This window comes from Salinisphaera sp. LB1, assembly GCF_003177035.1.
Classification (GTDB): Bacteria; Pseudomonadota; Gammaproteobacteria; order Nevskiales; family Salinisphaeraceae; genus Salinisphaera.
This window is the reverse complement of sequence record NZ_CP029488.1, coordinates 2,134,194-2,153,993: the sequence shown is the minus strand read 5'-3', so window position 1 is coordinate 2,153,993 and position 19,800 is coordinate 2,134,194. Positions and strand designations below refer to the sequence as shown.

General features: G+C 60.7%; 15 protein-coding genes. 6 read left to right on the top strand and 9 right to left on the bottom strand.

Features of this window, described 5'->3' with window-relative positions:
* Positions 1-23: 23 nt before the first annotated feature.
* From SALB1_RS09705 to SALB1_RS09695, 3 genes are all read right to left on the bottom strand, one after another.
* Complete coding sequence (locus tag SALB1_RS09705) at positions 24-1,928, bottom strand: DUF3857 domain-containing protein (protein WP_109993684.1); 1,905 nt, start codon at positions 1,926-1,928, stop codon at positions 24-26.
* Complete coding sequence (locus SALB1_RS09700) at positions 1,925-3,841, bottom strand: DUF3857 domain-containing protein (protein WP_199678754.1); 1,917 nt, start codon at positions 3,839-3,841, stop codon at positions 1,925-1,927. Before SALB1_RS09700 ends, SALB1_RS09705 begins: the two co-directional genes overlap by 4 nt.
* Positions 3,842-4,185: 344 nt before the next feature.
* Complete coding sequence (locus tag SALB1_RS09695; RefSeq protein ID WP_158590699.1) at positions 4,186-4,929, bottom strand: thioredoxin domain-containing protein; 744 nt, start codon at positions 4,927-4,929, stop codon at positions 4,186-4,188.
* 290 nt (positions 4,930-5,219) lie between these two features.
* Here SALB1_RS09695 and SALB1_RS18760 point away from each other — a divergent pair, with 290 nt between their 5' ends.
* On the top strand, positions 5,220-5,456 hold the full coding sequence (locus SALB1_RS18760) for a hypothetical protein (protein ID WP_145961293.1): 237 nt from the start codon (positions 5,220-5,222) through the stop codon (positions 5,454-5,456).
* 30 nt (positions 5,457-5,486) lie between these two features.
* On the opposite strand, the gene SALB1_RS09685 is transcribed toward SALB1_RS18760, so the two are convergent.
* Positions 5,487-6,803: an MFS transporter gene (locus SALB1_RS09685; protein WP_109993680.1), complete on the bottom strand. Its 1,317-nt coding sequence runs from the start codon at positions 6,801-6,803 to the stop codon at positions 5,487-5,489.
* A 1,283-nt stretch (positions 6,804-8,086) separates the two neighbouring features.
* Here SALB1_RS09685 and SALB1_RS09680 point away from each other — a divergent pair.
* Complete coding sequence (locus SALB1_RS09680) at positions 8,087-9,973, top strand: GMC family oxidoreductase (protein ID WP_109993679.1); 1,887 nt, start codon at positions 8,087-8,089, stop codon at positions 9,971-9,973.
* Positions 9,974-10,203: 230 nt separating this feature from the next.
* Here SALB1_RS09680 and SALB1_RS09675 read toward each other — a convergent pair whose 3' ends face one another.
* Entirely contained in the window at positions 10,204-11,616 is a 1,413-nt protein-coding gene (locus SALB1_RS09675) for an MFS transporter (RefSeq protein WP_109993678.1), read from the bottom strand.
* Between the two features lie 452 nt (positions 11,617-12,068).
* Here SALB1_RS09675 and SALB1_RS09670 point away from each other — a divergent pair, with 452 nt between their 5' ends.
* Together SALB1_RS09670 and SALB1_RS09665 are read left to right on the top strand one after the other, a co-directional pair.
* The gene (locus SALB1_RS09670; RefSeq protein ID WP_255414369.1) at positions 12,069-12,368 is read left to right on the top strand and encodes a hypothetical protein; all 300 of its coding nucleotides are present in this window, start codon (positions 12,069-12,071) and stop codon (positions 12,366-12,368) included.
* A gap of 59 nt (positions 12,369-12,427) precedes the next feature.
* Entirely contained in the window at positions 12,428-13,249 is an 822-nt protein-coding gene (locus SALB1_RS09665) for an HNH endonuclease (protein WP_222843022.1), read from the top strand.
* A 41-nt stretch (positions 13,250-13,290) separates the two neighbouring features.
* On the opposite strand, the gene SALB1_RS09660 is transcribed toward SALB1_RS09665, so the two are convergent.
* The 3 genes from SALB1_RS09660 to SALB1_RS09650 form a co-directional block, all read right to left on the bottom strand.
* Positions 13,291-13,524, bottom strand: coding sequence for a DUF5062 family protein (locus SALB1_RS09660; protein ID WP_109993676.1), 234 nt, complete (start codon positions 13,522-13,524; stop codon positions 13,291-13,293).
* 218 nt (positions 13,525-13,742) lie between these two features.
* Entirely contained in the window at positions 13,743-14,585 is an 843-nt protein-coding gene (locus SALB1_RS09655; RefSeq protein WP_109993675.1) for a transposase, read from the bottom strand.
* Between the two features lie 59 nt (positions 14,586-14,644).
* Positions 14,645-15,565: a nuclease-related domain-containing protein gene (locus SALB1_RS09650; RefSeq protein ID WP_109993674.1), complete on the bottom strand. Its 921-nt coding sequence runs from the start codon at positions 15,563-15,565 to the stop codon at positions 14,645-14,647.
* A gap of 800 nt (positions 15,566-16,365) precedes the next feature.
* On the opposite strand from SALB1_RS09650, the gene istA reads away from it, so the two are divergent.
* The gene (gene istA, locus SALB1_RS09645) at positions 16,366-17,889 is read left to right on the top strand and encodes an IS21 family transposase (protein WP_109992456.1); all 1,524 of its coding nucleotides are present in this window, start codon (positions 16,366-16,368) and stop codon (positions 17,887-17,889) included.
* Positions 17,876-18,616 carry an IS21-like element helper ATPase IstB gene (gene istB, locus SALB1_RS09640; RefSeq protein ID WP_109992457.1) on the top strand — a complete coding sequence of 247 codons (741 nt, stop codon included), beginning with the start codon at positions 17,876-17,878 and terminating at the stop codon, positions 18,614-18,616. Before istA ends, istB begins: the two co-directional genes overlap by 14 nt.
* A gap of 315 nt (positions 18,617-18,931) precedes the next feature.
* Here the strand turns inward: istB and SALB1_RS09635 are convergent, their stop codons facing one another.
* Complete coding sequence (locus SALB1_RS09635) at positions 18,932-19,789, bottom strand: TIGR02391 family protein (RefSeq protein ID WP_145961292.1); 858 nt, start codon at positions 19,787-19,789, stop codon at positions 18,932-18,934.
* Between the last annotated feature and the right edge of the window lie 11 nt (positions 19,790-19,800).

The following is a 19,800-nucleotide window of genomic DNA, read 5'->3' as shown; positions in this document are numbered from 1 at the left end:
GCGTCGGCGGCTGCTTTGACGGGTCAGCTTGATTGCGCCAGCAAAAACCCCTTGCGCGATGCGTTCACGGCCATCTGCGCCAACTGATGCAGCTTCGGATAGTTCTTCGGGGTGACGATAAACCGGGTCAGTTGCAGCCGACGCGTGACATCCAACGTACCGTTGGCGTAGTGATAGCTCACATGGTAGCGGCCGAACGGCGCCTTGAAGGTTTCGTTCTCGGGAAGACCGACCGGATGCATCCCCGCGGGCAGGTGCAAGTGCACCACGTCTACTATCGTCCCGGGCTTGAGAACGCTCGGATAATGGCGCGTCTTCTGGCCGATGAAAGACGACATTTCGCGGGCTATCCGGCCGGGGTTCGGCAAGACCAGCGCCATGCGTTGTCCCGGCATGACGGCATCGTTATTGCGCCAATGCATCCGCAGGCTCAGCGGTCGATTCAGGTTGTATCGATGCGAGATATCCGTGATCTTGATGGTTCCGGTGTGCCCGCTACCGTAGTAACTGGTTTGCACAGCATTCTGCAGATGGGCGCCGCTCTTGTCGCCGAGCAAATTCTTGCGCAAGGCGATGCCGCCCCAGCCCGAAGCGGTGACCCGGCTGTCACTGCGGATCACGCCCGCCGTGTTTAACGTCATGTTCTGCACTTCGCGGTATTCCACGTCACCGCGCGCGGGTGCCGGGGTGTGCGTCAAGGTGTCGGCGGGGCCGGCGAGCAGCACCGGCCGCCCGGCGTCCTTCAGCGGCAGTGCCTTGATCCCCGCATAGCGCTCGCTGGTATCGAGATACAGATGATATTTCGGGACGTACACCAACACATGGTTAAAGGCAAACGCATCGGCGCCGGGATACGTGACGAAGCGATGCGCGGTCGAAATCAGGGCCGGCTCGGCCTTGATACCCTCGGCCTGCAGCAGGCTGCATAACAGATTGGCGCTGGCATTACTGTCGCCCATACCGCGCGCCAGCGTACTGGCCGCCGACGGTGGTTGGTAGCCGGCTTCGTGGTAATCGACGTTCACGACCTGGACGTGTTTTTGCAGCCAGCGGTAGATATGTGACACGGCCTGTTTGCCGTGCGCGCCGTTCGCCGCCCGGGTCGCGGTCTGGCGAATGGCCGGCGTCAACTGCCGCGATTTCGCGGTCAAACGGTCGTAGGCCTGGGCCACGTCCTTCCAATCGGCCGCCGTGCCGATCACAACCATGGGCGCATACTGGGTCAGCGCGGCGGTGTCCTCCGGCGGAAAATCGACATGCGACCAGCTCGACGCGGCACTCAACGTAGTCGTCCCGTTGTCGTGGCGCCTGTGCTTGGACCATGTCCCCCGGGCGTGAATATGAAGCGCCATCGACTTCGGTGCGGTCACGCTCACGCTGGCCGACTTGACCGGCACGTTGGGGGCGAGTTTGGCCGCCACCGCATAAACGCCCGGAAGATAGGCGTGCTTGAAATGCTCCACATATTTCAAATGAATGGTCGCCCCGGGCGCGACACTCGGAAACACGACGTTCTTGATCGTGCCGTCGCTGAGAAAAGGGGCATGCAGGGCGCTGGGCGTGGATTGGGTGAAAATCGCCGAGGAAGCAACGTTGATGTGCTTGCCGCCGGCGGTCTGGGTATAGGCCTTGAGGATTTTCACCGCAGCGAAATTGGCCGGATAGCTGATCTGCATCTGCGAGACATGCTCGACGCCCGACAGAGTCAAGGGCTGTATGACTCGCGAGACGGTCTTCGTGTAGCTGCCGTCCTTGGCAATCTTCAACGCCACGTGCTGCTTGATGATCTTGTAGTTGACCTGCGGCGACGTCGCGTTGCCGGACGGAGGCTGGGGCTGGGGCTGCGCCTGAACCCGGGCCTGGGCCGCCAGCGGCGCCAGGCCCGCCAGGGCAATCGCGGCGACGAATGCAATCTTGCGCGTATTCATGACGAACCCTTGCTGTGACTGAAGACCAGGGGCGTGTTCAGGTCACGCAGGTCGCTACGTAACAGGGAACGCAACTTGGCATACTGTGCCGGCTCGTACAGGACGTGGGCGAGACGCAGCTTGTAGTTGGCCTGCACTTTGTTGCCCTTGGCGTGCACGGTAAAACTGAAATTACCCGCCGCATTGTGGATGTGCGCGGCCGACGGCAGATACGTGGCCGTGTAGCCCGCAGGCAGGGTCAGCGTCGTATGCCAATCGATTTCGCCGATGTAGGTGCTCACGCTGTGCGTTCTTTTATTCGGCCCGGCCACGGCAGCCAGGGCGCTGACCGGATCGTTGGTCCCACCCATGTCCGGCACCAGATAAGGCCCGGCCTGCAGCGACACCGTCAGGGTCTTGCCGGGAGTCGCATAGGCCGGCGTCTTCCAGTGGGCGCTGACATGGAACGGCTTGTCGAGAACATGCGGATTGCTGTGCTGGAAACTTCCTTTCCCGCCGCCGCCGTTTTTCAACAGGGCATTCATCAAGCGGCCATAGGCCCCTGGCGGTATTTCCGAGAAAATCATGCGGTTGTACCAGGCCCACCAGCCGTAGGTGGTCATGTGTGCCTTACCGCTGAGCGTGCCATCGGGGCCGAGCTGCAACTGGGCGTTGTAGACCAGCTTGTTGTGGTCGGGCTGCCCGCCTGGGGTATGCATCACTCGCGGATGCGGCCCGGCGACCACCACCGTCTTGTCGCGCTCACCGATGGCCAGCTGGCCGGGCGTCTCGGTTTCCCCGGTCGCATCCAGAAACAAGTGATACTTGGGCAGGTAATCGATGGCGTGGTTGAAATCCGGGCCGGGTAGCGGGGTCAGGTTGAAAGTATTGTTCCAGTTGATCATCACCGGATAGGCGGTAATACCGCGCGCGGCCAGCAGGGCTTCGAGCAGCGTGGAGTGCGCCTTGCAGTCGCCATAGCCGGTCTTCAGCGTCTTGTTGGCCGAAATCGGGACATACCCGCCCACGCCCAGCTCCAGGCCAACGTAGCGGATATGGGCCGAATCCCAAGCGTAGAGCGCTTTCACGGCTGCCCAGCCGTGCAACTTGCCCGCGACCTTGTCGGCGACCTTCTTGACCCGCGGCGTCACCTTGGCTTTCGACTTGGCCCGTGCCCAATAGGCTTGGCCCACCGACGCCCAGCTTGGAAAGCTGGTCACCTCGAACAACGGACTGTAGTCGTGCGCGCTGACGGTAGCCGGCGCCGGAAAGTGCGCATGATGCGTCGCCAGCGTCGCCTTGAAGGTCTCCGTGCCGCCCTGGGTGTGATGCGACATGCGCCAACCGCCGCGCTGGGCCGCTTTCAGATGCATGGAGGCCGGCGCATGCACGACAATCTTCTGGTTGCGGACCGACCGCCGCTCGTCGACGCCCCACTCGCCGAAGTACTGCTTGGGGAAATACGGCTTGGTCTGCGTCTGCAGTGTCTCGATATGCAGCTTGTCGCCCTTGCCGAAATTCGGCAGCACCACGTTCAGCACCTTGGCGTGGCTGAACATCGGTGCGCCCTGGGCCGCCTGCACCGGCCGCACGAAGATATCCGACTTCGGAACCGAGACGTGCTTGCCCTGCGCGGTCTCGATCCAGGCCGACACGACCTTCAGCTTCGACAGCTTGCTGGAGAACTTCTGCTGATACGGGTTGACCGAGCGCGCGCCGCTGCGTGTCAGGGCCTCGATCACCTGGCTATCCCGCTCGGTGAACTGGCCGTTAGCCTTCACATGCACATTGGCCGTAAAACTGAGTTGCCGGATGGCCGCCCCGCTCTGGGATTCGGCCGCACGCGCCACACCGCCTCCAAGCGTCAGCAAGAGAACGAAAATGCAGGCCGACAGCGCCTGCAGCGGTTTTCCATCATCGGCGATCATGGGCATTCAGATCGGATCCCTGTTTTAAACTCGGCAGCGGGCAAAGCAGGCCACCGCAAACCACGTTCGGCGCGCATCGTCCCTGATGTCGCTATGACCGTTCTACCAGACCGACGTTCATTCCAGGTTACGACCGGTTACGGCCGGCCGCACCCGCCCAGGGCCAGCGAGGCGTTTTACACGGCGTTCGAACCGGCCATCTGACCTGCATGATGTGTGACCTATCGCCTGAACACGACGCTGGGATAGCGTGCCGTCTTCAGGGGTCGCGTCGCCGACAGACACAATGCGGCTGTCCGGCCGCGCGACCAGCATCGCTGGGGACCCAATTCACCGCGACTCGGGTGGGATTATTCTTGCGGCGTGACCGCCTCACCGGCGTTGGCCAGGGCTGATTCGATAGTCTTGTTGAGTTCCTGATAACTCGGAGCACCGACAAACTCGGTGCGGTTGACCATCACCGTCGGCGTGGCTTGAATCTTCACGGCCTGGCCGGCCTGACGCTCGGCCTTGAGCGCGGGCAGCGTCTTGTTCGCCTTCATGCAGGCCTTAAGCTTCTGCCTGTTCAGGCCGATTTTGGCGCCGATATCAACAAACTGCGAGGTCGGGTCGGCCGCCTGCGCCCACTGCGACTGGGTTTGGTAGAGCCGATCGTGATACCGCCAGAACTCGTGCTGTTGCGCGGCGCAGCGCGCGGCGCCTGCCGCCGCCTGAGTGTGAGAATGCATGGACAGCGGGGAATCAAAGAAGATGAAACGGACATTGCCGGTCTTGATATATCGCTTACGGATACGTTCTGCGATCGGCTCGAAGTGGCCGCAGGCCGGGCATTGATAGCCGGCGAATTCACGTACGGTCACCGCCGCTTTCGGGTTACCGACCGATTCGCCGTAGACGTCGTACGCGTTGCGCAGCTGCTTCATCGTCTGCGGACTGATCTCGCTGATACCGGCGCGCGCTGGATACGCGGCACGCGAATTACCGCGGTAGCTCAGAAGCAGCATGACGGCGATAATCAGAACGAAAAGGGCTATGACGGGGAAAAAGAAGACGCCGTAAAGGCTGCTCTGCTTCGTTTCATCTTGCTGACTCATCCGCTTTTTCCTCACGCGGTCCGGGCCGAAACAATCCATTCAGGGTAGCTCGAACCCCAAGGCGATTCGTAACCAACGCCTGTTGCCGTTTCCTGCGAGCGCCGCGTTGGAGACCGCAAATCGTGTCCGGAAAGACTCGCAACGCCGCCGGCGCGAGGCGCGCCATCCCTACAAGCCCTCGGACCATCAAGCCCGTGTCATGGGGTGACTTTGGCCGGCCGGGCGGCTACCGTCGGCGCGCGAATCGGGCTGTCGATCACGGTGCTGTCCACGCGCCATGGGACGCGCCCTTGCGTACCCTCGACACAGGTCGCGCCGAGCAGTGGGCATTGATTGCTCGCACGTCGGATCGCAGCGATATTGGCCTGCAAGGCCGCTTTGAGCACGCACAGCACAACGCCTGCCCCTGGCTATGGCGCAATGCGTCAAATAAAGACCTCAACCGTTTACGCTATCGAGCAGTCGGATGTCTCCGCTGGAAGAAATATCACACCGCGCAGGATACCGCGCCGAACAACTTGGCTTAGCGGCATTCGGGTCGGTTTGTGCTATTCGGGTCAGGGATTGCGGGCACCGGTGTCTGTCTGGTTCTCTGTGTCGGCCGCAGGGCTTTCAGCCTCTTCGTCGAACGATCTCAGTGGCTCGCCATCCGCGTCCTGAAGCTGGTAATCGTACGCGGCCTGGAGACCCGTCTCATCCTCCACCTGTTCTTCGGGCTCATGGTCGATGTAGCGCGGGTAAAGTGGCGACAACATCGCCACCAGAATGCCCAGTGCCGAGAATACGGCGAACGTATGGGCATAACCGATTTTATTCACCAGCGTGCCGACAACGGGCGAGCCCGTCGCCTGTCCCAGCGAGACGGCCATGAATGGGAGTACCGGCCCCATGGACAGTCGGCCGGGCAACAGGCGGATGCCCGTCATGAGATAGAGCCCCGTGAGACTCATATAGGCCAGGCCGAAGACCAGCGCGGAAAACACCGTGATGTCCAGCTGACCGGGGCTGGCGGCGAGCAATGCCAGGCTCGCCGCCAGCATCATCAACATCAGCGCCTGTGTGATCGGCGGGTTGTTGCGATCGGCGAGATCGGCCACCACGGCACCGCCGAGGCCGGCGATACCCACCGCGAGCCATAGCCAGCCGGTGGCATCCGAGGCCAGTCCGCCAAGCGTGACCACCAGATCGGGCGCAAAGATCCAGTATGCGGAAGACACCACCCCCATCGCGAATGCAAACAGTGATAGCCGCGCGAGACGTCGCCATTGCAAGCCGCTGATCGGCGGCGGCGGTGCGGCGTTCGAAGGCATGACCCGCGACACCGAGGGGATGAACAACCACGCCGCAATCACCCCGATGCCGGCCAGAACGGCAAAGGAGATGTACGCCGCACGCCACGCACTGGCCAGGAACAGAACGGTCGGCACGGCAAGGATCACGCCAATACTGGTGCCTGCATTCATGACCGAGCTCACGCGCCCGTGCAACGAGCGGTCCACCAATACCTGCATGGCGGCGGTGAGCGCCGGCATCATCAGCCCCGTACAGATGCCGCAAGAAAACACACCGACGCCGAGCGGCAGGGCCGCGCTGGCCTGACTAATCAACCCCAGACCACCCAGACCGAAAAGACCGGACAGTACCGCGATGTTGCGGGCACCCAAGCGATCGGTGGCCACCGGCGCAACCAGCGTCGCCAGTACGAAACTGACGAGGGGCAACGCACCGATGATGCCGATCACCGAAGGGGTCAGCCCCAGATCGGCGCGGATTGGCGGCACGAACAGCCCGAAGGCAAAGCGCGCCAGCCCATAGCTGATGGCGATCAGCGAGGCCCCCAGCAGCGCAAACCCTGTGCCCGAACGAGAGTTCATATCGCCTCCGTCGCATACGCCGTGAATAATCGAGGACCATTGCGGCGTCAGACTGAATCCCCACCCCGCGACGACCTCAAATTTATCCGTTGGCCTCGCGACATCCGACCTCTGCTGGCCGCACTGTCATTAGATGGTGAGCCCACCCAGCGCTACCGAGCAACCGGAACGGGCCCCGCGTTACCGCATATCGGCCTCCAATCACGCTGCAACCGCCTAAATTGTCAACGGCTTAACATCCGGATACTTGCTCGAAGCTCAACGCCAATACATGCCTGTCCATCGACTTCAATCAGCGTTTTTTCACCCAAGCCGCGGGATTCGACGCTGTCGCCGAACACAGTTCGACATCCAGCTTGTGTCGGTATCGAAGAAATGCGGCATGGAAATCGCGGTCTTTCGCTGTGAGTGCGTGCGCCATCAAACGCAGGACGCAAGATCTGCCCCGTACGCTCATGGCCTTAATTAATCAGCGCTGATACGGCATCGCTTAATCCGTCCAGACACCGCGCTGGCCACCCGCTCAGCCGCCACGGCTTCACGACCTGTCGTGGACAAGCCATTCATCACGCCTTTCGCCATCCACGGCCAATGCATGCCGGCCAAAGAATAGCGTCCGGCCTGTCGCCTGGCCGACGCAGGCCCCATTTGACAGAAGGAATGGTGCAGACCGTTTCCGCTCCTGCCTCGCAACGAACTTGCAATTCCGGTACAGCCAGAGCCTGAAGCTGCAGCCCACTGACCCGCCACTTGGCGGCAACGCCACGCCTGTTCACCGCGGATAACCATGCTAAAGGTCAGCGTCCGCCCGAATCCCGCCACGATCGACAAATAAAGTGGTTATGCCGCGCCAATTCAGGGCGAGTCGAACGACCAGGCGTTCGGCATGGCCAGCGTATTCTAAATTACCAGATGAGTTTGCCGACGGAGCTGCGGGGCAAAACACCCCAAATCGCGCGCGACTAAAGCATAAGCCGCCGGTGACCGCGATTACACCCGCGCTTTGCTATCGTCGTTGTAAGAAATGGGTAATCTGCGGACATCCGGTTTTGTTCCCCGGCTCGTGCGCCTTCGAGCTGGCCGGCAGCACGTAACGTCGGCTAGCGCACTCGCCTGAGTCGATCACCGTGCTCGACAGCCAGGCCACTTGCCGGGTTCGGCGGTTCCTTCACGTTCGAGGCCCACTTCGGCGGCGAACGGGGTGCCGCCCATGCATACACGGCAATGGGAACAGCTTTGAATCCGATACTCACATAAATAACACCGGTGCGAGAGGAGCAGACATGTCAGACGATTTCGATTTTGTTGTCGTGGGCGGTGGATCCGCCGGCGCGATCATAGCCGCACGTTTATCCGAGGACCCCACCTGTCGGGTCGCGCTACTGGAAGCCGGTGAGCGGCCGCCGGCCGAAGAGCTGGTACCAGCGGCCTGTGCGGCGCTGCAACTGAACCCGGAAACCGACTGGATGTACACGGCGGACGCCGGCCAGTGCGGTCTCGGCCTGAAGGACGGCCGCATGATGATGCCGCGAGGCAAGATGCTCGGGGGCTCATCGGGCATCAATTACATGGCCTATGTTCGCGGCCATCCCGGGGATTTCGACGCGTGGGCACAAGGCGGTGCCAATGGCTGGAGCTACGACGAGGTATTGCCCTATTTCAAGAAGACGGAAGGGCTCGCGCCGAGCGACGAAATACCGATCGACAAGGCGGCACACAACACTGAAGGGCCCCTCGGGGTATCCGTGCGCTCGCCCGTGATCCCGGGGGCACGTGAATTCGTCGACGCCTGCGACGCCGCGGGTATCCCCTGGGGCGACTACAACGGACGGGATCGCGGCGGCCCGGCGGGTGTCGCCTCACTGTTCCAGACCACAACGCACAGCGGCAAACGCTCCAGCACGTTCCATGCCTTTCTCGAGGGCAAGCCCGAACAGCGGGATAACCTTACGATCATCACGGGTGCACACGTCACACGGGTACTTCTGGATCGCGCCGCGGGACAATCCGTCGCAACAGGTGTCGAGTACCGCACAGCCAGCGGCGACATCCGGACGGTCTCGGCGGCACGGGAAGTGGTACTGAGCGGCGGTGCCATCGGATCGCCGCATCTACTGCTTTTGTCCGGCATCGGGCCGCGAGCAGAGCTGGAAGCCGTCGGCGTCGAATGCCATGTCGATTCACCGCATGTGGGCAAGCATCTCAAGGACCACGTCCACGTCGGCCTGTTCTTCCCCGCGCCCGGCGTCGGGGTGCCCATGAGCGAGGTCGGGATGTCCCTGGGCCCCGATGCACTGCGCGCGCCTGCAGGGCCGCTGCCGGCGGATCCCGCGGACGACGCGCATATGCCGGAGGAACTCAAGGCGCTGAAACAGGAGGCGGAGCGGCGTTTTAACCAATGGGCCAGCCAGGGGGAGAGCCTGATTTCTTCGTCCCTCTACGATGCGGGCGCGTGGTTTTCGACCCAACTGGGCGATCAAAACACCCACGATGTACAGATCGGGTTTCTGGCCTGCGGCTACAACCACGATCTGTGGCGTGGCTGTTTTCGGGTGGATCCGGACCAGTACTTCGACGACCCGTCCAAACGACTGGCGGCCGATGCCGAAAGCATCATCGTGCTCGCGAATCCGGTTCAGCCGCACAGCGAGGGCGAGATCGTGCTCCAGAGCACCCGCGCTACCGATCATCCCGCCATCCGCATGAACTACTTCGACGACCCGCACGACATGAAGGTCATGGTCGCCGTCATGCGCAAGGCCCTGGATGTGGTCGCCCACTGGCCCGGGGATCGGCGCATAGGCCCTGTGCTCATCCCGCCCTTCCTGGCCGACAAGCATGGCCATGCCGAAGGCGACGAGCCGAGCGATGAACTGCTGGAAGACCTTGCACGCCACTACGCATTCACGGTCTACCATCCCACCACAACCTGCCGGATCGGCAGCGTTGTCGATCCACAGCTACGCGTGATGGGCGTTCAGAACCTGCGCGTGGCCGACGCCAGCGTCATGCCGAACGTGGTAAGCGGCAATACAAACGCGGCCACGATGATGATTGGCGAAAAGGCTGCAGAAATGATCGCCGCCGCGCACGGCGTGAAGATCGCCGAGTTCGTCGGTGAACCCGCCCAGGCCCCTCGTGACGAGGGTGTAGCCCAAGCGGACGCTTGAACGACAGGGGACCTTGCGGCCCGGCAGCGACCCTGCCTCGCCGCAAGGTTCGGGCGTGCAAGTCGTTCCGCCACACGACTTGGCTTCTGCGGCTCATGCAGTCGATGCCGCGGCGCGCTTTTCCCGCAGAGCCTCCGTGCGCTCATTCAGGCGCCAGTCTTGTAACCGCCACGACCTGTCCCGCACGCACGGGATGGACAACCCAGCCCTGCCGGTTCGTAAAAGGACGGTCAGCCCGCCCGGTGCATCGATATTCTTGCCGCGCTGATGCCGATTGCCGCCAAGCCGATGCCAACACCTATCCATAGCGCCAGATGCACCGGCGCGATCGTCATGGCAACCGCTCGCGGTGCCAGCTGCTCGGCGGCACGTGCCAGCACAATCGCGACAAACGCCGCGCCGAGGGACTGACCGAAGGTCCGCGCGCTGGCCAGAATACCCGAGGCGCTGCCGCTACGTTCGCGGGGGACGCTGCCGAGCAGCTCGTGATTGTTCGGTGCCTGGAAGAAGCCGTAGCCCAGGCCGCAGAGCGCGGTGCGCCAGACAATATCCGCGACGCTCGCCGTCGGGCCCAGCAATGCCAGCGACACCATCCCCAGCGTGAACACCACCAGACCGGCGGTCGAGATCGGCGTCGGATTGAAACGATCCGACAAGCGTCCGGCTATCGGCCCGGCAGCAATCACGATCATCGGCCAGGGCGAGAACAACAGGGCCGACATCAAAGGGCTATAACCCTGGATGCTCTGGAACAAAAACGGCAGCGCAATAAAAGTGATGCCCTGGGCCGTGAACGCGGTAAAAGACGTCATGGCCGCCATGGAGAAACGGCGGGACCGGAAGATATCCAGGGGCAATAACGGATGCGCTACCCGGCGTTGCCAGACAATGAACAACACCCCCGCAACCACACTCAGTGTGAACAGGGGCGCCGCCCAGGCGCTGGCGCCCTGGCCGGAGAGCCCATCCACCGCGAGCACTAGCGCGCCGAGGGATATCGACGAGAGCACGGCGCCGGCGATATCGAAACGGCCGCCCCGGCCGCCTTCTCTCGGCAGCGCGTGGCGCGCGATCAGATAACTGATCACCCCTAGCGGGACGTTAATCGCGAACAGCCAGGGCCAGCCCAGCACGGCCAGAATACCGCCGCCGATCGAGGGTCCGGCAGCCATTCCCGAGGCAACAACCAGCGCGCTCAAGCCGATCGCGGAGCCCAGCAACCGCTTGGGAAAAATAGTGCGATACAGCGCCGGGCCGACGCTCAAGGTCGCGGCCGCGCCGAACCCCTGCAGGCCGCGCAGGGCGATCAGCGGCACCATGGCATCGCACAATGCACAGCCGAGCGACGCCAGGGTGAACACCACCAGGCCGAACAGATACACGCCTCGATAGCCGATGACATCACCCAGCGCGGCAAAGCTGATCAAGCCCATGGCGCTGATCAGGCGAAAAGCGTTGGCGACCCAGATCGTGGTCGAAGCCGACGCATGCAGCTCGTCGGCAATGGTCGGCAGAGCGATATTGACGATGGAACCGTCGAGAACGGCCATCAGCGTGCCGATGATCAGCACCAGAACAGCCAGCCGGCGCTCGGCACCCGGCAGCCCGTCGTCGCCGGGTTGGTCGGAAAAAAGACGGCTCACGGAAAGATAGCTTCCGGCATAGGCTTCAATCCAGGCAGAGGGTCAGGCGCTTTATGGCGGCCTATGGTACAAGCTAATTCGCTCACGACTGGGCCTTCCCGCGATCAGATCACGGGCCGCCACGAATCCGGGAGATATTGGGCGCCAGGTGGCGCCGGCACGGACACCGGGCAGGCGGCTATCCGATCAGCCGTCGGCCACCCCGGCGAACCGCTTGCCTTTGCAAGCAGGATAACGTGAGCAGCCCCGAAAGCGGCGCCCGGACTGACGAGCTGGCGTTAGGTCTCGTGTAGTGCGTCAATCAATTGGTTTAACTTCAAAATGCGATAAGTTATATTTTCTGTTTTTTGTGAGACGTAGCAAGGTGTGAGCCTAATCGGGCTCTGATTGCCTATGCCGTGCGCCCCGAGCAAGATGGCAAAGTCACTCGCATCATCTCAGCGCGATGTGCCATGAACGAAAGCAATACCAACAAACCCGACCTTAGCGACCGGGGACTAAGGCGGTTGGCTGCAATGTCTGACGACGATATCGATACCTCGGATATCGCCGAGACGAAAGATTGGAGCCATGCTGAGCGCGGTAAGTTTTATCGTCCAGAGTCGGCGAATCATGTGCCTCTGTATTTAGATGGAGAAGTAACGGCGTTTCTTAAGGAACGTGCGGCCGCACTTGGTATCTCGCCCAGCGATCTGGCAAACGAGATGCTCAAGAGGAATATTGAGTTGATTCGGTCTGTTGCGTTGGATTGACTCGTATTTTATGGACGTCACAAGACCTGCCCCCTCCCGGACGCAATCCGGCCTTCCGCATGCATGAGCCGTTCGTGGCATTCTGCAATGGTTCACAAGACCAACCCCTCAGGCTGATGCCCACGCGCCGCGCATGGTCCAGAACCGAACTGCTCGCCGCAGGGTGGCTGTACTGCCGCCTGCCCTTCGGCCGGTTTCATCATCGTAACCCTGAGGTGATTCGGTTGGCCGAGGCGATCGGCCGCACGCCATCGGCGGTTGCCATGAAGCTATGCAATCTCGCCAGCCTGGATCCGGCCATCACCAGCGCCGGACGATCCGGACTACAAGGCGCTTCCGCTGCTGACCGCGCGATTTGGCAGGAGATGCATTCCGACTGGCCCGCGTTTGCGCTGGCGGCAAAAGAAGCCGCCCAGGCTTTGAGTTACGAAGCGGAAAACGACGAGCAAGAGCCCGAGGCCGCCAGTGACTACACGGGCCACGAACGCTCGGTCACGCGGGCTCAGCGAGTGGGCCAGAGCCTGTTCCGAGACGCGGTACTCACCGCCTACAACGCGCGTTGCTGTATTACCGGCCTCGCAATACCTAAGCTGTTGGTGGCCAGCCATATCGTGCCCTGGCGCGAGGCGCCCGGCCAACGACTCAACCCAGCCAACGGACTTTGCCTATCGTCGCTGCACGACCGTGCATTCGATATCGGCCTGATCACGATTCGCGCGGATTGGACCATCGCGGTATCGCCGACGGTCGAGCACGCAGCCGGCGATTTCTGGTATCAGGCCGTGGCCGCATATGAAGGCCGCGAAATTTCGCGGCCCGAGAGATTCTCGCCGAGCCTCGATTTCCTCGCGCGTCACCGAGCGGAAGTTTTTTTGCAATAGCGCCGAGTCCGGCAACACTGGGTTCGCCGCCCGTATACGCCTTATTGCCTGGCCGCCCACATCGCCAGCCGATGTTGGATCGCTTTCTGCGACACCTGCTCTTCCGGCAAAGGCTGAATAACGCCGTCGTGCACCAGCAATCGGTAGATGTATTCCAACTTATCGGTCGCAGAATCGGTGGGCTCGAATTCAACGACGCCGCGCTCCTCGCCGTACGCCACGCCTAACGCGAGTGCTTTCTTGACGAGTTCCTTTTCGTTCTTGAGCTTTCTCATACCTTGCTCTTTGCGTTGATGTATCGACGATACGCCACGTACGTCGCTGTGTGGCACCGCCGTATTTAATAGACCGACTTGTTGTCGTGGTGGTCGCCGAATTCCCGCTGCCGATTTCGGCCTACCACCGCCGCACCGCCTGCTCCACCCATGCTGAGTACCGATCGTCTAGGGCGCGGGTTCCGGCATGTCGGCACTGGCATTATGCCCATCAATGCCTAGCTCTCGAACCGCTTGATAATACGGCTGATCCGCGAATAATGCAGCCCGAAATGCTGGCCGATCTCCTGCATGGTGTAGCCACCCGAGGCATAGGCAGCGGCGATCGCGGCATCACGCGAGCCGGCCTCCTTTTCATAGTCGCCAATCGGGCGCGCCCGACCGGCACGCTGGGCCCTCGGCACCTCGTCCAGTCGCCGATTCGAATCCTGGATGCGGGCGCGCATGGCGTCAACGAACGACTCGTCCCCCAAAAACACCTGATTCGCCAATGCATCCCAAGGCGGCGGCACGCCACGCCCTTCACTGATAAAGCGGCGATACGCCAGCTGCGCCTCGCGCACCTGCGTGCCGAATGCCGACAGAACCCATTCCGTGGTCAGCCATTCCGGGATGGGCTCGCGGCCGGCAGTCGCTCGGTAACTGCTCCAGGGCCAGTCGCCGGCGCTTCGCACCATGTCGGCGCGGACGGGATTCAAGACGATATAGCGCGCCACTTCCAGAAGATACGACTCCTTCTGCACCAATATCGCCTTATAGCGGCCTTGGAACAGATGCCCGACCCGACGATGGCGACGATTGCTGTACTGGGTATATACCCCGTTGAGCTGGCGCATGCCCTGGGCGAGATTGCCGTCCGGCGTTTCGATCAGCAGATGATAGTGATTGCTCATCAAGCAATAAGCGTGAACCAGCCAGTTGAAGCGCCGCGCTACGCTCGCCAGCACGTTCAAGAAGGCGACGCGATCCTCGTCGTCCTCGTAAATAGCTTCCCGGCGATCACCACGCGAGGTGACGTGATAGAGCGCGCCGGCGAACTCGAGTCTTAAGGGTCTGGCCATGGGGTACTAACCACTCGCTCGGCAAAGGGGAAGACCTGTCTGTACAAGCCGCCCCCTTATCAGTGCTCGACCTGTCTATGCTCAAGGTCTTTCCTGCATCTCTGATCAAGTTGATACGCGATTCGCTTCACGCCCGCGCGATCGAGCGGCTGCGATGTAGGATTTCGCACCAAGCTTTTCGCTTCGCGCGGATTAAATACACGGATCGGCTGCTTATTTGACCCCTTCAATCTGTTGACCTGCCAACCAGGGATCGCGATGGCAGGAGTCGCTACCGTCGGTTCACCCGTTGCTTTGGTCAGCCAATCGCTTAACCACTTGGCCTGTCGCTTTGCCTGATCGAGGCACCGACGATCTCGCCACCCCGCGAAGTCAAGAGCTTTGCCATCGAAGGTCGCGGTGTAATCGTTTTGCGCGTCTTCGGAACGTTTTTGCTTAGAGCGCGTTTTAGTCTCGACGGCAAACACACCTGTAGGCCCCACAATTACGTGATCAATGTTGAATCGTTCGCAGGGAAGATCGTGAAAAACTTCGAAACCGTCTGTCATGAGCTTATTGAGTTCTTCAGCGGTCGCGACTTCGCCTTCCCAACCAAGCCTCAAGGCCTGCAACTCATTAAACAAGCCACGTAATCTAATGCCCGCCCATACCGACGTGCCAATGGTCGCGACAACGGCTAGGGCAACTAAGAAGCTTGAAACCGACTTACCGCTAAAATATGGCATACCAAATGCAGAAGCGAAGGCAATAAACCCGACCGTCGGGCCAAGTGCCATGGAGTACACGGCATCCATTGCTAAATATCGGCGCTTTTCTGAAAGGGCGTGACCGGGCGGGCGAAGCATACCCCGCGTCACCGGATGGCGGCGGCCGGTTCGCCTCGAACGAAACTCATCCCATCGAATCTGCGCCGCCAAAATAATAAACGGTGGCGATATGATAGCGAGTGCAAAAAACACCACACCAAGTTGGATGAGCATTTATCCCCCGACCCTGATCCCCTCTAATCGAATTAAACCCCGAGCTGAACGCAAAAAGCAAGACCTGACCCCATCGGTTCGCATCAGTTCCGGGTATCTGACCCCGAAGCTGAGACCTGACCCCGAAGCTGTGCACGCTCATTTTCACCGTCCCTTATCATCCTAAACTCAATATAATGAATTTAATTACATACGCCCCGGTTAGGAAACGCTCCGTTATTGCGGAACAAATAAAACGAAACACTTTCGGAATATTAGAGCTCTTGGCTTACTGGACCCCACCTCTTCCCATTCTTGCAGCCTTACCTTACTTATTTGGAAAAAACATAGGCACATTGGCCTTTTGCGTTTTTTCTATTTTCTTTGCTTATGGACTGACGCTGAATATGTTAGCGAAGCGTTTAGAAGGAGAAGCAAAACACGGGGCACTGATTTGGGTACTACTTCTTATTTTTACCGGGCTGGTTACCATACTTTGCTTTTTTCTACAGCAAAAATTTTCCGTACTTATATGCTCGAACCAGAACCTAGGGTTTTACGAATCTCGGGCTCGAGCGACATTATTACAGATTTTAGGAGCGTCGCTAGATAACTGCAAAATAGAAAACCGGCTCGGCTCATGGGTCGATATAGCAAATCGCTGCTTAGGATGGTCCCAAGCCGCAGTTGTTAATGGCCATCTAAACTGACCCAGTGCTGGCCAACGCTTTTGACCCACCCTTCGGGGTGGCAGCGATGCCACCGTCCACCTACCGTTCGGGCAAACGAGACGCCGGAGCGGACTGATCAAGGACTGGGTTATGATTCATAAAATCAAGGCGCTATACGACGGCGGGCAAGGGCTGTCGATCCGGGCCATCGGCCAGGAGCTGGGCGTGTCGCGCAACACCGTGCGCAAATATCTCCGCGCCGACGAGGCCACGATCGAGGCGGCACAGTCGGACCGAGGCCGTCACAAGAAGCTCGATGCGCACCGGCCCTACATCGCCTGGCTGTTGCGGACCTATCCGCGGCTGAGCAGCGTCAAGATCGCCCGCAAGCTACGAGACAAGGTGGGCGAGCTGGACGTCTCCGATCGCAGTCTGCGGCGCTATGTCGGGCAGATGAAGACGACCCTCAACACCGTGCAGACGCGCTACTACGCGCCGGTGCTGGACACGGTGCCCGGCGTGCAGTGCCAGGTCGATCCCGGCGAGCTGCGCCAGGTGATGATCGGCGGCCAGCCGCGGCCTGTGTACTTCGTCGTGTTCGTGCTGTCCTACTCCCGCCTGGCTTACGTCGGCGTGCGCTTCCAGCCGCTGGACACGGCCGACTTCATCGCCTTGCACGACGAAGCGTTCCGTTATTTCGGCGGTTGCCCGGCAGAATGCGTGTACGACCAGACCAAGCTGGTCGTACTCCACGAGCAGTTCCGGGAACTCGACGTGAACCCGGCGTTTCACGCCTATGCCACGACGGCGGGTTTTCGCATCGAGGCCTGTCGGGGCTATGACCCGGAAAGCAAGGGCAAGGTCGAGGCCGGAGTGAAGTACGTCAAGCAGGATGCCCTGTATGGCGATACCTTCGCCGACGAAGCCGACCTGCGCGGCCATCTGCAACAGTGGCTCGATACCGTCGCCAACGTGCGCCTTCATGGCACCACGGGCCAGCCGCCCCGGGCCCGGTTCGAAGCCGAGGAGCAGGCGCACTTGCGCCCCTATCTGACGCCGGCTTGCGTCGGGCGCGATGCTGCAGGGCCGGCCCACCGCCAGGTCGACAAGACGGGCCTGATCTCGTGGTGCGCCAACAAGTACTCGGTGCCCATGGCCTACCAACGCGGGCGGGTCGGCGTGACCGAAGCCGGCGCCGACCTGCAGATCGTCGATCTCGACAGCGGCGACGTCGTGGCCACCCATGCCGTGTGCCACGGCAAGGGCCGCGTCCAGCGCAACACCGATCATTACCGCGATCACGCCGCGCAGACCGCCGATCTCGAGGCCCGGATCCGCGCGCGCCTCGGCGCCGACCTGGGTCAACGCCTGTGTGACCGCCTGCGGGCGACCATGCCGCGGCACACCCGGGATCAACTGGCCGGCGCGGCGCGCCTGCTCGAGGCCGCGCCCGATCTGGATCTCAGTCAACTCGAGACGTGGGTCGAACGCGACGGCTTGACCGCCGGCCGGCTCAAGCAACGCCTGGACGCCGCGCGTTGCGCCGAACAACGCGGCCGAGATCCCGGGGCGAACGCGCCGGCCGCCGTTCACGCCGCGCCCCTGGATCTGACCGCCTACGCCCGACTGGGCCACCCCAGCGGCCAGCCGGAGGTGACCCATGGGAACGCTTGAGCTCACCACCGGGCGTTACCGCAGCCTGCGTCTGGGCGCCATCGCCGACGATCTGACCGACTTGCTCCGCCAGGCCGAGGCCAACGAGGTCTCGTACCTTATGTTCGCCGACATGCTGGCCGAGCACGAGCGTGCAAGCCGCGAGGCCCGGCGCATCGAGCTTAACCGACGCCAGGCGCGGTTCCCGGCCGATAAACGGCTGGAGGCGTTCGATTACCGCCATCAGACCACGATCACCAAGCGCCAGGTCAAGGCCTTGCTCGACTTCGCCTTCCTCGATAACCGCGAGAATCTGGTGTTCATCGGCCCGCCGGGCGTGGGCAAGACGCACCTGGCCATCGGCATCGGCCAGCACGCGGTCGAGGCGGGCTACAAGGTGCGCTTCAAGAACGCGTTGGATCTGGTCGAGGAACTGGAGCTGGCCGAGATGAAAGGCGAACTGAAGAAAAAGCTGACGCAACTGGCCAAGGTCGATGCCCTGGTGATCGACGAGCTCGGCTATCTGCCCATGAGCAGGGCGGCGCGCTATGCGCTGTTTCAGCTGATCAACCGGTTCTACGAGTACCGCTCGCTGATCGTGACCACCAACAAGGACTTCACCCAATGGGGCGAGTTCTTCCACGACGACAATGTGGCGGTGCCGATCATCGACCGGATCATCCATCACTCGCATCTCTACATGCTCGGAGGCGAGAGCTATCGGCTGAAGCAGAAAACGCTCAGCTGACCTTCACGGGTGGGTCATTTTTGTTGGCCAAAAGTGGGTCAGTTCTGTTGGCCATTGACAGCAGTCTTCGTGGCCCTAGTATTCGCTCGAATAAGTAACTTCAACGCCGCAAATAAGGCGGAGAAAAAGCATACTAATAATTAAACCAATCCATCCTAGTTTTAATGAATATCACCTAGCATGGTTAATAGTATTTAGGAGATACTCTATGGTCCTAGAATAAGGCGACTCAAGACGGTTCAAGCTGCCGGCAGCGGCGCAAATCAAACAATCTGACATGACAAGCTGCCGAGAGCCGCGACAACCTTCGCCCACTCACTCACAGCCTGGACGCAGAATTGCGGCTGCTTCGAGTAAGAATAATTCGTTAAGAGCCAAAAACTCAGCGGCATCCTCCGGACTCGGGCCATCAATCGTGGACTGGGAACAGTGCATTCTAGGATTTCGGTATGTCCCAAACACCGCTTCGAACAACTTAGCTCGAGCGACATGCTCCGCATCCGGCAATTCGTCGCTCCAATAAAGGGTCGAACGATCGCCTTGAAATGCTGTAGAGAAAAGTTTCGCGCCTGTTTTTTCTTTCTCGCCTATCCGAGCTTTGACACATTGCTCCAACCGCCGATAGCCCTCAATTAAGGCTCCATCCGGATCGTCACTGAATCGGAGTGCTAAATCTCGGATTCGCTCATCTACACCTGCTAGCGAAAAATATGCGGGAAATAGCCTAGAGAACTCGATGGGAAATTCTTCGTAATCGCCTTGGATCGATAATATATAGTCGTAAATCCGGGCCGGTCTAACAGGATGGGCACTTTCAATCCAAGAAACATCCTCGTACTTTAACGCGCAATGCTCAAAACGCATCATTATTTCGCTTGATACTTCGACCTCTTCAATATCGATGCCAAAGAACTCGAAGAGCCTAAATGCGGAAACCAAACCACGAGGCCCCTCGCCTGAATACCCGGAACGAAAACCTACGGCTATGGCAATTTGCTCGGATTCGTTGACGTTTAATAGGAAACCGTGGTGGTCCGCCTGAGTAATTAAATAAGCGAACCGGACTTTATTACTATAGTGAAACAATCGAGCAAGCGCCTTCAAACACGATTGCGTTGAGCCGGAGCTTCCGTGATATTCGATGCTCGCAAGCTCCTCTACATTTACTCTCAAAGCAGCCAATC

Excerpts from the sequence above, each read along its gene's own strand:
- istA (WP_109992456.1), top strand. The coding sequence starts at position 16,366 with ATGATTCATAAAATCAAGGCGCTATACGACGGCGGGCAAGGGCTGTCG.
- SALB1_RS09670 (WP_255414369.1), top strand. The coding sequence starts at position 12,069 with ATGAACGAAAGCAATACCAACAAACCCGACCTTAGCGACCGGGGACTA.
- SALB1_RS09655 (WP_109993675.1), bottom strand. The coding sequence starts at position 14,585 with ATGGCCAGACCCTTAAGACTCGAGTTCGCCGGCGCGCTCTATCACGTC.
- SALB1_RS09680 (WP_109993679.1), top strand. The coding sequence starts at position 8,087 with ATGTCAGACGATTTCGATTTTGTTGTCGTGGGCGGTGGATCCGCCGGC.
- SALB1_RS09660 (WP_109993676.1), bottom strand. The coding sequence starts at position 13,524 with ATGAGAAAGCTCAAGAACGAAAAGGAACTCGTCAAGAAAGCACTCGCG.
- istB (WP_109992457.1), top strand. The coding sequence starts at position 17,876 with ATGGGAACGCTTGAGCTCACCACCGGGCGTTACCGCAGCCTGCGTCTG.
- SALB1_RS09665 (WP_222843022.1), top strand. The coding sequence starts at position 12,428 with ATGCATGAGCCGTTCGTGGCATTCTGCAATGGTTCACAAGACCAACCC.
- SALB1_RS09650 (WP_109993674.1), bottom strand. The coding sequence starts at position 15,565 with ATGCTCATCCAACTTGGTGTGGTGTTTTTTGCACTCGCTATCATATCG.
- SALB1_RS09685 (WP_109993680.1), bottom strand. The coding sequence starts at position 6,803 with ATGAACTCTCGTTCGGGCACAGGGTTTGCGCTGCTGGGGGCCTCGCTG.
- SALB1_RS09700 (WP_199678754.1), bottom strand. The coding sequence starts at position 3,841 with ATGCCCATGATCGCCGATGATGGAAAACCGCTGCAGGCGCTGTCGGCC.
- SALB1_RS09705 (WP_109993684.1), bottom strand. The coding sequence starts at position 1,928 with ATGAATACGCGCAAGATTGCATTCGTCGCCGCGATTGCCCTGGCGGGC.
- SALB1_RS09695 (WP_158590699.1), bottom strand. The coding sequence starts at position 4,929 with ATGAGTCAGCAAGATGAAACGAAGCAGAGCAGCCTTTACGGCGTCTTC.